This is a genomic window from Lysobacter sp. TAF61, from assembly GCF_052113485.1.
Classification (GTDB): Bacteria; Pseudomonadota; Gammaproteobacteria; order Xanthomonadales; family Xanthomonadaceae; genus Lysobacter_J.
The window spans coordinates 80,360-94,419 of record NZ_JBFRDH010000001.1 but is presented as its reverse complement, the minus strand read 5'-3'; the positions used below and the strand labels follow the sequence as shown (position 1 = coordinate 94,419).

Here is a 14,060-nt window from a genome sequence, read left to right as displayed (position 1 = left end):
ACAGCCTCCGGGCGGGTCGTCAGGCGGGGCCACCCGCCAGGGCGCTCGCCAGGTCCTGCTTGCGTTCCAGGGCATCGCTCCAGCGATCGCCCGTGCGGGACAAACGCTTTACCACATCCGGGATCCGGAAGTCGAGCGGGTGCGCGCTGGCCAGTTCGTCCCAGGTCAGCGGCATCGATACCGGCGCGCCGGGCTCGCCGCGCGGGGAGTAGGCCACGTTCAAGGTCTTGCCGCGCACGTTCATGTTGTGGTCCATGAAGATCCTGCCGGTGCGCTTGGGCACGCTCCATTCCATGGTGATGTCCTTGGGGTGCTGGCGCATGAGGTGGCGGCTGACCAGCTCGGACACGTGCCGGGCGGCGTCGAAATCGAGCGTGCGCCGGATCGGCACGAACACGTGCAGGCCGGTCTTGCCCGAGGTCTTCACGATCGGCTCCAGCGCCATGCCCTGCAGCAGTTCACGCAGCCAGAACGCGACCTGCTTGCCCTTCTCGAACGCGATGGTGTTCAGCTCCGGCTCCGCGCCCGGTGCTTCCTTGCCGGAGTAGATGTAGGGATCGATGTCGAACACGACGTAGTCGGGGTAGTTGAGCACCGAGGCTTCCAGCGACTGCAGCGAGCCGTCGTAGTCGGTCGATGACGACACCGCGTCGGGCCCCGGGCGTGCACGCGAATGCCAGACATGGAACTCCAGCGTTCCCTGCTGCGCCAGCCACAACAGCGTCGGCAGGTTGTTGCACAGCAGGTATTCGTGGTTCTCGTCCTTGTGCGCCGAATAGACGTTCACCGTCTCGACGAAATCCGGCCGCTCCTGCGTCCAGTGCTTCTGGAAGAATCGCTGGCCACCGATGCCGTCGGGCATGCGGATCATCGTCAACGGCCGGTCGGCCAGGTGCGGCAGCATCAGCGGCGCCACCTGGGCCAGGTAGCGCAACAGGTCGCGCTTGGTCTGTGCCGGTTGCTGCAGGGCCTCGACTGCCGGCCAGTAGACGCGGTCGAGGTGGGTCAGCCGGACTCGCTGGTCGCCGACGCCCAGTTCGAAGGCATTCTTCGGGCTGTCGAGCGCGGCGAGGATCTCGTCGCCGGCGTTGGCCGGTTGCGCTGGCGCGGTCTTTCCGCGCGCGCGTGGCTTGTCGGCCCGGGCGGCCAGGTCCGGCTCGACCCGCTTGACGGTGCGAGGGTCGATGTCGTCGCGCAGGCGCACGAAGGTCGGTGCGCGCAGCGATCCGTCTTCGGTCCACTGCTGGTAGTTGACCTCGGCCACCAGCTCGGGTTTCACCCAGGTGACCGGTCCGTTCACCAGCGGCGTTTCCACGAAAGGGCACTGATCGCTGTGCAGCGGCTCCAGCCGCGCCAGCACCTGCTTGAGCGAGCGCTCGTCGAAGCCGGAACCGACGTGGGACGCGTGGCGCAGCTTGCCCTTGTCCCAATAGCCGATCAGCAGCGAGCCCAGTTTCGCCCGCGCGCCCTTGCCGCGCGTGTAGCCGCCGATCACGAACTCGGCGCTGTGGGTCGGCTTGATCTTCAGCCACGCGGGAGAGCGCCGACCGGCTTCATAGACGCTGTCCTTGTGCTTGCCGACCACGCCCTCGAAGCCGCTGGCGAGCGCGGCGGCCTGCAACGCCACGCCATCGCCATCGGCATGCACCAGATGGATGAGCGGCGAGGGCAACAGGCACTGCGCAAGGTAGCGGCGGCGGTCGCGCCAGGGCGTCGTGCGCAAGTCGATGCCCTCGAAGTGCAGCAGGTCGAAGGCGTAGAACAGGGTGGGGCTGGCGCGGTCGGCCGCAGCGATCTCGCGCTCGCCCTTGAGCTGGAAGCGGTTCTGCAAGGCGTTGAAGGACGGCTTGCCGGCGGCGTCGAACGCCACCAGTTCGCCGTCGAGGATGAGCCCGGCCTCGGCCTGTTCGCGCAGTTCGGCGGCCAGTCGCGGGAATGTGCCGGCCAGTTCCAGGCCACGGCGCGAGCGGATGCGCACGCCGTTGCCGTCTACGAAGGCGAGGGCACGGTAGCCGTCGAGCTTGGGTTCCCACATCCAGTCCGGATGCTGCATCGGCGAATCGCCGATCTCGGCGAGCATCGGCTGCAGATTCGACGGCATGGCGCTGAGTTCACCGTTGGGGGCCAGGCGCGCCGCCGGCATGCGATGCACCGGGGCGACCTTGAGATCGGTCACCGAGTAGCCCGACAGCACCGACCGCTGCTGCGCGGTGACGTCGGCGGTGGTGACGAAGCGATCCTTGTGTTTGATCAGCAGCCAGGTCTTCGGGTCCTTGGTGCGCACCAGCGCAAAGGACCCTTTGAGCTTCTCGCCGCGCAGCTGGATGCTGAGCTTGCCGGCGGCGATGCCGTCGCGCACGCGGCGTTCGGCCTCGATGCGATCGTGAAACGAGGTCCCGCCCTCATCGGGACTGTAAACGCCGCAGTCCCAGACGATGACCTCGCCAGAGCCATACTGCCCGGGCGGAATCACGCCCTCGAACGAGGCGTAGTCGTAGGGGTGGTCCTCGACGAACACCGCCAGACGCTTCTCGGCCGGGTCCAGTGAAGGTCCCTTCGGCACAGCCCATGACTTCAGCACGCCATCGCACTCCAGGCGGAAGTCGTAATGCAGCGCCCGTGCCTTGTGCTGCTGGACAACGAACAGCAGCGGCCCGCTGCCGGCTTCGACGGCCACCGGCGGCGGTTCCGGGGTGGCATCGAAGCGGCGCTTGGCGGAATATTCGCTGAGCTTTGCCATGTCGGGTGACCGGAGGGTTCGGACCATGACTGCACGACTGCAGGTGGGTGCCAGTGGCTATTCCTACAAGGAATGGAAGGGCAGCTTCTATCCCGAAACCATCAAGCCCGATGCCATGCTGGCGTGGTACGCACAGCGCCTGCCCACGGTCGAGATCAACAATACCTTCTACCGGATGCCCAGGGTGTCGATGCTGGAGCAATGGGCGGCGGCCACCCCCTCGCACTTCCGGTTCGCGATCAAGGCCTCGCGCCACATCACCCACGAGGCGCGGCTCAAGGCCGACGGATCGAGCGAGCCGCTTGCCTACCTTTACCGGCATCTGGAGGCGCTCGGCGACAAGCGTGGGCCGGTGCTGTTCCAGCTGCCACCGTTCCTGAAGAAGGACCTGCCGCGCCTGGTCGACTTCCTGGCGTTGCTGCCGCAAGACCATCGGGCCGTGTTCGAATTCCGCAACGACAGCTGGTTCGACGACGATGTCTACGACGCACTGCGCGGCGCCGGTGCGGCCCTGTGCCTGTCCGAGCGCGAGGACGCCACACCGCCGCCGTTGCACGAGACCTCGAGCTGGGGGTACGTGCGACTGCGCCTGGAACACTATTCGGGGCACGACCTCGCGCGTTGGGTGGAGCGCTTCATGCAGACCGGATGGGACGAGGTCCATGTCTATTTCATGCACGAGCCGACCGCGCCGGAGTACGCGCGCACGCTGATGGAACTGGCGGCGGTGCAGGAAGGGGCCGCGTCATGACCGCCCAGGCGGTCGGCATCGACATCGAATCCGGCGAGCACGTCTCCGGCCTGTTGCAGGTGCCGGAGGATGCCATCGCCTGTTACGTGCTGGCGCACGGTGCCGGTGCGGGCATGACCCATGCGTTCATGGCGGCGGTCGCGGACGGCCTGGCCGCACGCTCGGTGGCGACATTGCGCTACCAGTTCCCGTACATGGAGCGCGGCTCCAGGCGTCCCGATACGCCAAAACTGGCACAGTCGATGGTACGGGCGGCGGTGGCCGAGGCTGCGAGGCGGCTGGCGGGGATGCCCCTGATCGCCGGCGGCAAATCCTTCGGCGGGCGCATGACGTCGCAGGCGCAGTCGGCCGCGCCCCTGGATGGCGTGCGTGGCCTGGCCTTCATCGGCTTCCCGCTGCACCCGGCGGGGAAGCCGTCGGTCGAGCGGGCCGCGCACCTGTCCTTGATCGACGTGCCCATGCTCTTCCTGCAGGGCACGCGCGACGAACTGGCCAGCCTGGAACTGCTCCAGTCCGCGGTGGCGGGGCTGGCGGCGCCCACGACATTGCAGCTGTTTGCCGACGCCGACCATTCCTTCCACGTGCCGGCCCGGACGGGGCGGAAGGATGCTCAGGTGATGGCGGAGCTGCTCGACGTACTGGCGCTGTGGATCGGCTCGACCGTGACCGGTTGAGTCCGTTCACGCACTGTGAATGCAGTCTCCCCACAGATGGGCTAGGGTGCGCGACGATCCAGGGACATCAGGGGGTGTCTGTTGGCAACGACAAGCAAGAAGACCGCGGCCACTGCCGGCACGAAGAAGGCGGCGGCAAGCGGCAAGAAGAAGGCTTCTGTAAAGGTCCAGGACAAGGTGCAGCCAACGCGCGAGGCGCCTGGCCGCGAGCCGCTCGAACTGCTGATCGAAAGCATGAATGCGGTGCTCGAAGGCGATTTCTCGGTGCGCCTGCCGCTGCATTGGGAGGGCCCGGAAGGACGCCTGGCGCATATTCTCAACGGCATCATCAGCCACAACCGGCGCCTGGCGGCAGAGTTGTCCCGGGTCGGCGATGCGGTCGGCCGCGAAGGCCAGACACGCCAGCGCATCGCCCCGGCCGACCGCCAGGGTGAGTGGGCCGGCATGGAGTTGTCGGTCAACCACCTGATCGACGACCTGGTCCGCCCGGTCGAGACCATGACCGAGGCGATGGCCGGCGTGGCCAAGGGCGACCTGACCCGGACCGTGCCGCTGGAGGCGGACGGACGCCCGCTGAAGGGCGAGTTCCTGCGCTCGGCGAACATCGTCAACCGCATGATCGAGCAGATGGGCGAGTTCAGCTCCGAGGTCACGCGCGTGGCGCTCGAAGTGGGCACTGCCGGTCGCCTGGGCGGACAGGCCAAGGTCAAGGGCGTGTCCGGCGTCTGGAAGGACCTGACCGACTCGGTCAACCAGATGGCGAGCAACCTGACCGCGCAGGTGCGCAACATCGCCGACGTGACCATCGCCGTGGCCAACGGCGACCTGTCGCGCAAGATCACCGTGGACGTGCGCGGCGAGATCCTGCAGTTGAAGGAGGCCATCAACACGATGGTCGACCAGCTCAACGGCTTCGCCGCGGAAGTCACGCGCGTGGCGCGCGAGGTCGGCACCGAGGGCAAGCTCGGCGGCCAGGCGATCGTGCCCGGCGTGGCCGGCACCTGGAAGGACCTGACCGACTCGGTCAACGCGATGGCGTCGAACCTGACGTCGCAGGTGCGCAACATCGCCGAGGTGACCACGGCGGTGGCGCGCGGCGACCTGTCGCGCAAGATCACGGTGGACGTGCGCGGCGAGATTCGCGAACTCAAGGACACCATCAACACGATGGTGGACCAGCTCAACGGCTTTGCTGCGGAAGTGACGCGCGTGGCCCGCGAGGTGGGTACCGACGGCAAGCTCGGCGGCCAGGCCGAGGTGCCCGACGTCGCCGGCACCTGGAAGGACCTGACCGATCACGTCAACTCGATGGCGTCCAACCTGACCCTGCAGGTGCGCAACATCGCCGACGTGACCACGGCGGTGGCGAAGGGCGACCTGTCGCGCAAGATCACCGTGGACGTGCGCGGCGAGATCCTCGAGCTGAAGAACACCATCAACACGATGGTCGACCAGCTCAATGGCTTCGCCGCGGAAGTGACGCGCGTGGCGCGCGAAGTGGGTACCGAAGGCAAGCTCGGCGGCCAGGCGCTGGTGCCGGGTGTCGACGGCACCTGGAAGGACCTGACCGACTCGGTCAACGCGATGGGCTCCAACCTGACCTCGCAGGTGCGCAACATTGCCGAGGTGACCACGGCGGTGGCGCGCGGCGACCTGTCGCGCAAGATCACGGTGGACGTGCGCGGCGAGATCCGCGAACTCAAGGACACCATCAACACGATGGTGGACCAGCTCAACGGCTTCGCCGCGGAAGTCACGCGCGTGGCCCGCGAGGTCGGCACCGAGGGCAAGCTCGGTGGCCAGGCGCAGGTACCCGGCGTGGCTGGTACGTGGAAGGACCTGACCGACTCGGTCAACCAGATGGCGTCGAACCTGACGCTGCAGGTGCGCAACATCGCCGACGTGACCACCGCGGTTGCGAAGGGCGATCTGTCGCGCAAGATCGGCGTGGACGTGAAGGGCGAGATCCTCGAGCTGAAGGACACCATCAACACCATGGTGGACCAGCTCAATGGCTTCGCCGCGGAAGTGACGCGCGTGGCGCGCGAAGTGGGCACCGAAGGCAAGCTCGGCGGCCAGGCGCAGGTGCCCGGCGTGGCCGGTACCTGGAAGGAGCTCACCGACAACGTCAACTCGATGGCGTCCAACCTGACCACGCAGGTGCGAAACATCGCCGAGGTGGCGACCTCGGTGGCGCGCGGTGACTTGTCGCGCAAGATCGCGGTGGACGCGCAGGGCGAGATCGCGCAGCTCAAGGACACCCTCAACACGATGGTGGACCAGCTCAACGGCTTCGCCGCGGAAGTCACGCGCGTGGCGCGCGAAGTGGGAACCGAAGGCAAGCTCGGCGGCCAGGCCACGGTGCCCGGCGTGGCCGGCACGTGGAAGGATCTCACCGACAACGTCAACTCGATGGCGTCGAACCTGACCACGCAGGTGCGCGGCATCGCCGCGGTGGTGACCGCGGTGGCCAAGGGCGACCTCGACAAGAAGCTGACGGTGGAAGCCAAGGGCGAGATCGCCGAACTGGCCGAAACCATCAACGGCATGACCCAGACCCTGGCCATCTTCGGCGACCAGGTCACCACGGTGGCGCGCGAAGTGGGCGTGGAAGGGCGCCTGGGCGGCCAGGCCAACGTGCCCGGCACCGCGGGCATCTGGGAGGACCTGACGGCCAACGTCAACCAGCTCGCGGCCAACCTCACCACGCAGGTGCGCGCGATCGCCGAGGTCGCCACCGCGGTGACCCAGGGCGACCTGACCCGCTCGATCCAGGTCGACGTGCGCGGCGAAGTCGCCGACCTGAAGGACAACATCAACGCGATGATCGGCACCCTGCGTGCCACCACCGAGAGCAACCGCGAGCAGGACTGGCTGAAGACCAACCTGGCCAAGTTCTCCAGCATGATGCAGGGCCAGCGCGACCTGATCACGCTCGGACAGATGCTGCTGTCGGAACTGGCGGGGCTGGTCGATGCCCAGCAGGGCGTGATGTACATCGTCGAGGAAGGCGCCGAGGGCGAGGCGCCGCGCCTGCGCCAGCTCGCTGGCTACGCCGATACGACGCCTGCCAGCAAGCGCACGCTGGAGTTCGGCGAAGGCCTGGTCGGGCAGTGCGCCAAGCAGGCGCGCCTGATCCTGATCCAGAACGTCGGCACCGACGTGGTGCAGATCCAGTCCGGCCTGCTGCAGGCCGTTCCGCGCAGCGTGATCGTGTTGCCGGTCTCGTTCGAAGACCAGATCAAGGCCGTCATCGAACTGGCCACGCTGGGCGAGTTCACGCCATCGCAGCGCGCCTTCCTCGAGCAGCTCTCGGGCAGCATCGGCATCGTCCTCAACACCATCGAGGCGACGATGCGTACCGAGCGCCTGCTGTCGCAGTCGCAGGAGCTGGCCAGCGAGCTGCAGTCGCAGCAGGACGAGCTGCAGCAGACCAACGAGGAGATCGCGCTGAAGGCCTCGCTGCTGGCCGCGCAGAAGGCCGAGGTCGAGCAGAAGAACCAGCAGATCGAACAGGCCCGCCGGGCGCTGGAAGAAAAGGCCGCGGAGCTGGCGCAGACCTCGCGCTACAAGTCCGAGTTCCTCGCCAACATGTCGCACGAGCTGCGCACGCCGCTCAACAGCATCCTGATCCTGGGACAGCAGCTGGCGGAGAACCCGGACGAGAACCTCACGCCGCGCCAGGTCGAGTTCGGCAAGACCATCCACGCCGCCGGCACGGACCTGCTGCACCTGATCAGCGACATCCTCGACCTGTCGAAGATCGAATCGGGCACGGTCACCATCGACATCGAGGACATCAGCTTCACCCACCTGCGCGAGAACCTCGACCGCGGTTTCCGCCACGAGGCCGAGCGCCGCGGGCTGGAGTTCGGCATCGGCATCTCGCCCGAACTCGGGCCGAAGCTGCGCTCGGATCCCAAGCGCCTGCAGCAGATTCTCAAGAACCTGCTGTCGAATGCCTTCAAGTTCACCGAGCAGGGCAGCGTCTGGTTGCGCGCACAGGCCGTCACGCGAGGCTGGAGCGAGGACCATCCGGTGCTGTCGACCAGCCCGGTCGTGCTGGCCATCGAGGTCAGCGATACCGGCATCGGCATTTCCCCGGAAAAGCAGCGCATCGTCTTCGAGGCGTTCCAGCAGGCCGACGCCGGCACCTCGCGCAAGTACGGCGGCACCGGCCTTGGCCTGGCGATCAGCCGCGAGATCGCCGGACTGCTCGGAGGCGAACTGAGACTGCACAGCGTCGAAGGCCAGGGCAGCACGTTCACGCTGTACCTGCCGCTGCGCTATTCGGGTACCCGCGAAACTCCCGCAAGCAGCAGGCCGGGCCACCTGCGCGGAGAGCTGGCCGCTGCCGTGTCGAGCGACACTGCCGCGGCGAACGCCGAGGCCGTCGAGGACGACCGCCACACGCTCAATGCCCAGACCCCGACCCTGCTGGTCGTGGAGGACGACGCCAACTACGCAACCGTACTGCGCGACCTTGCCCGTTCGCGCGGCTTCCAGGTGCTGGTGGCCAGCCGTGGCGCCGACGCGCTGCGCCTGGTCCGCGAGTACCGCCCGAGCGCCATCACCCTGGACATCTACCTGCCCGACATGCTCGGCTGGACCGTCCTGGCCCGCCTCAAGCAGGACGCTTCGACGCGCCACATCCCGGTGCAGATCGTCACGGTGGAGGAGGGACGCCATCACAGCATCGAGCGCGGCGCGTTCTCCTACCTGCCCAAGCCGTCCTCGACCGAATCGATCGGCGACGCGCTGCAGCGGATCAAGGACTACACCGTGCCGCGGGTCAAGCGGCTGCTCGTGGTCGAGGACGACGCTGCCGAGCAGCTGAGCATCGTCGAGCTGCTGCGCCACGACGACGTCGAGATCGACACGGTCGGCACCGGCGAAGATGCCCTGTCCGCACTCGCCAATGGTCAGTACGACTGCGCCGTGCTGGATCTGAGATTGCCGGACATGAGCGGCTTCGACCTGCTCGAGCGCATCCACAGTGACGAGCGGTTGAAGCAATTGCCGATCGTGGTCTTCACCGGCAAGGACCTCAGCGCCGAGGAGGACGAACGCCTGCGTCGCGTCGCCAAGAGCGTGGTGCTCAAGGGTGTGGAGTCGCCCGAGCGACTGCTCGACGAGACCGCGCTGTTCCTGCACCGCGTCATCGACAACCTGCCGCCGGCCAAACAGCGCATGGTCCGCAGCCTGCACGAATCCGGCGAGGCGCTGCGCGGCAAGAACGTCCTCGTCGTCGACGACGACATCCGCAACATCTTCGCCCTGTCGAGCGTGCTGGAGCGGCATGGCATGGCGGTGGCGACGGCCAGCAACGGTCGCGACGCGATCGCCCGTGTCGGCGACGGCTCGCAGCTGGACCTGGTGCTGATGGACATCATGATGCCTGGGCTGGACGGCTACGACACCATGCGCGCCATCCGTGCGCAGCCTGATCGCCGCACACTGCCGATCATCGCCCTGACCGCCAAGGCGATGAAGGGCGACCGCGAGAAATGCCTTGAGGCGGGCGCATCGGACTACCTGGCCAAGCCGGTGGTGACCGACCAGTTGCTGGGAGTGCTGCGGCAATGGCTTCAGCGCTGACCGTCGCCGCGCAGGCGCGGGCGAAGATCCTGCTGGTCGACGACCAGCCCGGGCGCCTGATGACCTACCACGCCATCCTCGACCCGCTGGAAGAGGAGCTGGTGGACGCCCATTCCGGCCTCGATGCCCTGAAGCTGCTGATGCAGGACGAGTACGCGGTGATCCTGCTCGACGTGAACATGCCGGGCATGGACGGCTTCGAAACCGCGAGCCTGATCCATCAGCACCCGCGTTTCGAGAACACGCCGATCATCTTCGTCACGGCCGTCAATGTCAGCGACCTCGACCGCCTGCGCGGCTACAAGCTGGGAGCGGTGGACTACATCATGGTGCCGGTGATTCCGGAGATCATGCGCAGCAAGGTCTCGGTGCTGGTCGAGCTTTACCGCAAGCGGCGCGAGTTGCAGGTCCTCAACGACAGTCTCTCGGCAGCGAACCAGACGCTGCAGATGGAAAAGGCATTGGAGCTGGAGCACCTCAACGCCTCGCTGCGCGACGCCAACGAGGCATTGGCGGCGCGCAACTTCCAGCTGCTGGCCGAGAACGCCGAGCGGATGAAGGCCGAAGCGCGCCTGCGCGAGGCCGACCAGCGCAAGAACGAATTCCTCGCCACCCTGGCGCACGAACTGCGCAACCCGCTGGCGCCGTTGCAGAACGCGCTGGCATTGCGACGGATGGGTGCGCCCGGCGAAGACCATCCGCTGCTGGACATGATGGAACGCCAGGTCGCCCTGCTGGTGCGGCTGATCGACGACCTGTTCGACATTGCCCGCATCTCGCGCGGCAAGCTCAACCTCAAGCGCGGCCCGGTCGTGCTGCAGGATGCGATCAGCGTGGCCATCGACAGTGCACGGCCATGGATGGAGCACGGCGGCCACTCCTTCAGCCTGGTGCTGCCCGATGAACCGATCCGCCTGCATGCCGACCAGGCGCGGCTTTCGCAGGTCTTCGCCAACTTGTTGAACAACGCCGCCAAGTACTCCGACCCGGGTGGCCGGATCGAACTGGGCGCCGACATCGATGGCAATGAGATCCGCGTGTGGGTGCGCGACGATGGCATCGGACTGGCGCCGGACCAGCTGGAAGTGGTGTTCGAGAGCTTCCACCAGGTCGACTCGACCGTGGAGCGCAGCCATGGCGGTCTTGGGATCGGGCTGACGCTGGTGCAGCGCCTGGCCGAGATGCACGAAGGTCGCGTCGAGGTCAGCAGCGCCGGCCTGGGTCGAGGCTGCACGTTCACGGTGCGCCTGCCCGTCGCGACACAGGCGTTCGTGCCGGACGCAGTGGCGGCACCGGCGCCTGAGCCGGCAGGCTCCCGGCGCATGCTGGTGGTCGACGACAACCGCGATTCGGCCGACACCATGGCGGCGATGCTCCGGCTGCTGGGCCAGGAAGCCAGGGCGATCTACGATCCGCATCTGGTCGACGAAGAGCTGCGCGAGTTCGCCCCGGAAGTCGTTTTCCTGGATGTGGGCATGCCCGGTCGCAGTGGTTACGACATTGCCCGTTCGATTCGCGACAGCGGCCAGGACCAGATCGTCATCGTTGCAGTGACCGGCTGGGGACAGCCCGAAGACCGGCAGCGCACCTCGAATGCGGGCTTCGACCATCACCTGGTCAAGCCGCCGGATATCGGCGCCATCCGGCAGATCTGCCAGCAACGGGGCCGGCCAATGACGGGTGACACGCGATGAGTGGGACCACACCTGCATGGATGGGCAAATGGGCCCACGACCTGCGCGAACCGCTCTCGCCGATGCAGTCGGCGCTGTACCTGCTGCGGTACGGCGAAAGCGAAGGCGCCGAGCGCGACGAGCTGTTCGATCTGATCGATCGCCAGATCCGCCGCCTGGTGTCGATGATCGACGAGGTCAATGACTGGGTCCGTGCCGACCAGGGGCGATTGCTGCATATCCGCGGCCCGGTGGAACTGCAACTGCTGATCGAAGGCTGCCTGAGCGCGGCCGGCGCGTCTGCCGTGGACATCGGGGTCGAGTACCGCGACGGCGCCGATCGCGCGCGCATCAACGGCGATGCATCGAGGCTGGCCAGTCTGTTCTCGACCATGCTGTGGCTGATGTCGTCGCCGTCACCCGGCGTGGACGCCAAAGCCGGGGTCGCACCCGCACGCGCGGTCGTGTCCCTCGATCGCGAGGCCGGATCGATTCTGTTCGAAGGGCCGCTGCTGCGTGCTTCCGGCATCCGCGGATCGATCGCCAACCTGTTCGCCGAGCCACAACCTGCGTCCATGGGCGACGGCCTGGGGCTGCGTGCCGTCATCGCGCTGGCGATCGCACAGGGGCATGGCGGCGAACTGGTGCTGCTGGAAGACGCATCGGACACGCCGATGCTGCGCCTGAGCCTGCCGCTGCTGGACGAGGAAGCGGAGTAGGCGGCGATTGCCCGGGAGCCGTCAGCGACGGCCCCCGGGTCGGGTCGCATCAGCCCTGCGCGTGCGGCTTCAGCAGGTCCGACAAGCCAACGCGGTTCAACATTTCGGCGCGCAGCCGGTCGGTCACGCTGAACCCGACATCGGCGCCATCGGCGGCCGGGTCGACGTGCACGCGGAATGGCCGCTTGCCGAACGGCGCCGCAACGGTGGCCACGATCGCATCGGCGACCAGCGAGGCATCCGCATCGGCCGGCACGATCTCGGCAAACGCTTGCTGCACCTGGCCACCGAAACCGGCGTAGGGGCCGGCGTCGTACTCGGCCAGGCGCGCCGCGTCGGCCGGCTGTCCGCTGTGGGCGAAGTGGTTGGTGCCGCTGGTGAACGCACCCGGGACGATGATCGAGGTTTCGATGCCCCAGCGCGAGAGCTCGCGTGCGTACTGCACCGCGATCGCGTCCATGGCCGCCTTGGCGCCGAAATAAGGCGCAAGGTACGGTGGCGTGCCACCGGCAACGCTGCTGCTCGATACCCAGACCACCAGGCCCTTGCGTTGCTGGCGCAGGTGCGGCAGCGCGGCACGGTTGACGCGCTGCGTGCTCAGCACGTTGACGTCGTAGAGCTGCGCGTACTGTTCGGCGGTGAAGGCTTCGGCCGGGCCGAACGCCATGTGGCCGGCGTTGTGGATCAGCACGTCGATGCGACCGGCTTCGGCGATGACCTGCGCGATCGCCTGGTCGACCGAATCCTGCGATTGCACGTCCATGTCGACGGTGCGCAGGTCTACGCCGTGCTGCTGCGAGAAAGCCTTCATCTGTTCGACGATCGCGGCGTTGCGGCCGGTGGTGTTGCGCATCGAGGCATAGACCGTGTGGCCGGCGCGCGCGAGCGCCTCGGCGCTGAGGCGGCCGAAACCGCTGGAGGCGCCAGTGATGACGATGACGTTGTTCATGGGGTTCTCCTGGCACGGGCATCGGGCGTGGGCCGCGATGCGCCGTTGAAGTGGGGTGTGGGACGCGGGGTGTGTGGGGTGTGTGGCGATCAGATGATTCCGCCGTTGGCGCGCAGGACCTGGCCATTGATCCATGCACCGTCCGGGCCGGCGAGGAAGGCCACCGCGGCGGCGATGTCGGCCGGCTCGCCAAGGCGTTCCAGCGGCGCTTGCTTGGCCAAGCGATCGATGACTTCCTGCGGCTTGCCTTCGAGGAAGAGGCGGGTGGCGGTCGGGCCGGGCGCCACCGAGTTGACGGTGATGCTGCGGCCGCGCAGTTCCTTGGTCAGCACCTGGCTCATCGCTTCGACCGCAGCCTTGGTAGCGGCGTAGACACCGTAGGTGGCTGGCGTCAGGCCGACCACGCTGCTCGACAGGTTGATGATGCGGCCGCCGTAACGCAGGCGCCGGGCGGCTTCGCGCAGGGTGTTGAAGGTGCCCTTGAGGTTGACGGCGACCTGGCTGTCGAACAGTGCGTCGTCGCTGTCGGCCAGCGCGGCCAGGCGCATGATGCCGGCGTTGTTGACCAGCACATCGACGCCACCGAAGGCGGCCTGCGCGGCTTCGAACATGCGCGCGACCGCGCCGGCATCGGCGACATCGGCCTGGGCGCTGATGGCCCGGCCACCGGCCTGCTCGATCTTCGCGACCAGGGCTTCGGCTTCGTCCGGGGACCCGGCGTAGTTGACGACGACGGTGAAGCCGTCGGCGGCGAGGCGCTCGGCAATGGCGGCGCCGATGCCACGGGAAGCACCGGTGACGAGGGCGGTTCTGGGGGTGGAGGACGCGTTCATGGGAGGACTCCTTGGGGCGACGGCCACCGGGATTGGCGGCGTGGAAGTAGTCTGCCGAGGCCCGATCTGGAGATAATCCCCTCAGGAGTGGTATTACTGTTTCCGCAGAGCGAACAATAGGGC

The 14,060-nt window shown here is 67.4% G+C and carries 8 protein-coding genes; 5 read left to right on the top strand and 3 right to left on the bottom strand.

Going from position 1 to position 14,060, the window contains the following annotated elements; all coding sequences use genetic code 11:
- Positions 1-19: 19 nt before the first annotated feature.
- On the bottom strand, positions 20-2,740 hold the full coding sequence (ligD, locus tag AB4Y64_RS00470) for a DNA ligase D (protein ID WP_441814499.1): 2,721 nt from the start codon (positions 2,738-2,740) through the stop codon (positions 20-22).
- Positions 2,741-2,765: 25 nt separating this feature from the next.
- Here ligD and AB4Y64_RS00465 point away from each other — a divergent pair, with 25 nt between their 5' ends.
- The 5 genes from AB4Y64_RS00465 to AB4Y64_RS00445 all read left to right on the top strand — a co-directional run bounded on the left by AB4Y64_RS00465 (position 2,766) and on the right by AB4Y64_RS00445 (position 12,155).
- Entirely contained in the window at positions 2,766-3,491 is a 726-nt protein-coding gene (locus AB4Y64_RS00465; protein WP_441814498.1) for a DUF72 domain-containing protein, read from the top strand.
- Positions 3,488-4,165, top strand: a complete 678-nt coding sequence (locus AB4Y64_RS00460; RefSeq protein WP_441814497.1) for an alpha/beta hydrolase family protein — start codon at positions 3,488-3,490, stop codon at positions 4,163-4,165. Before AB4Y64_RS00465 ends, AB4Y64_RS00460 begins: the two co-directional genes overlap by 4 nt.
- Before the next feature lie 81 nt (positions 4,166-4,246).
- Positions 4,247-9,763, top strand: coding sequence for a HAMP domain-containing protein (locus tag AB4Y64_RS00455; protein WP_441814496.1), 5,517 nt, complete (start codon positions 4,247-4,249; stop codon positions 9,761-9,763).
- Positions 9,748-11,457, top strand: a complete 1,710-nt coding sequence (locus AB4Y64_RS00450; RefSeq protein ID WP_441814495.1) for a response regulator — start codon at positions 9,748-9,750, stop codon at positions 11,455-11,457. The genes AB4Y64_RS00455 and AB4Y64_RS00450 overlap by 16 nt, the downstream gene beginning before the upstream one ends.
- Entirely contained in the window at positions 11,454-12,155 is a 702-nt protein-coding gene (locus tag AB4Y64_RS00445; protein WP_441814494.1) for a sensor histidine kinase, read from the top strand. The genes AB4Y64_RS00450 and AB4Y64_RS00445 overlap by 4 nt, the downstream gene beginning before the upstream one ends.
- Positions 12,156-12,204: 49 nt before the next feature.
- On the opposite strand, the gene AB4Y64_RS00440 is transcribed toward AB4Y64_RS00445, so the two are convergent.
- Together AB4Y64_RS00440 and AB4Y64_RS00435 are read right to left on the bottom strand one after the other, a co-directional pair.
- Entirely contained in the window at positions 12,205-13,104 is a 900-nt protein-coding gene (locus AB4Y64_RS00440; protein ID WP_441814493.1) for an SDR family oxidoreductase, read from the bottom strand.
- A gap of 89 nt (positions 13,105-13,193) precedes the next feature.
- Positions 13,194-13,937, bottom strand: coding sequence for an SDR family oxidoreductase (locus tag AB4Y64_RS00435; RefSeq protein WP_441814492.1), 744 nt, complete (start codon positions 13,935-13,937; stop codon positions 13,194-13,196).
- Between the last annotated feature and the right edge of the window lie 123 nt (positions 13,938-14,060).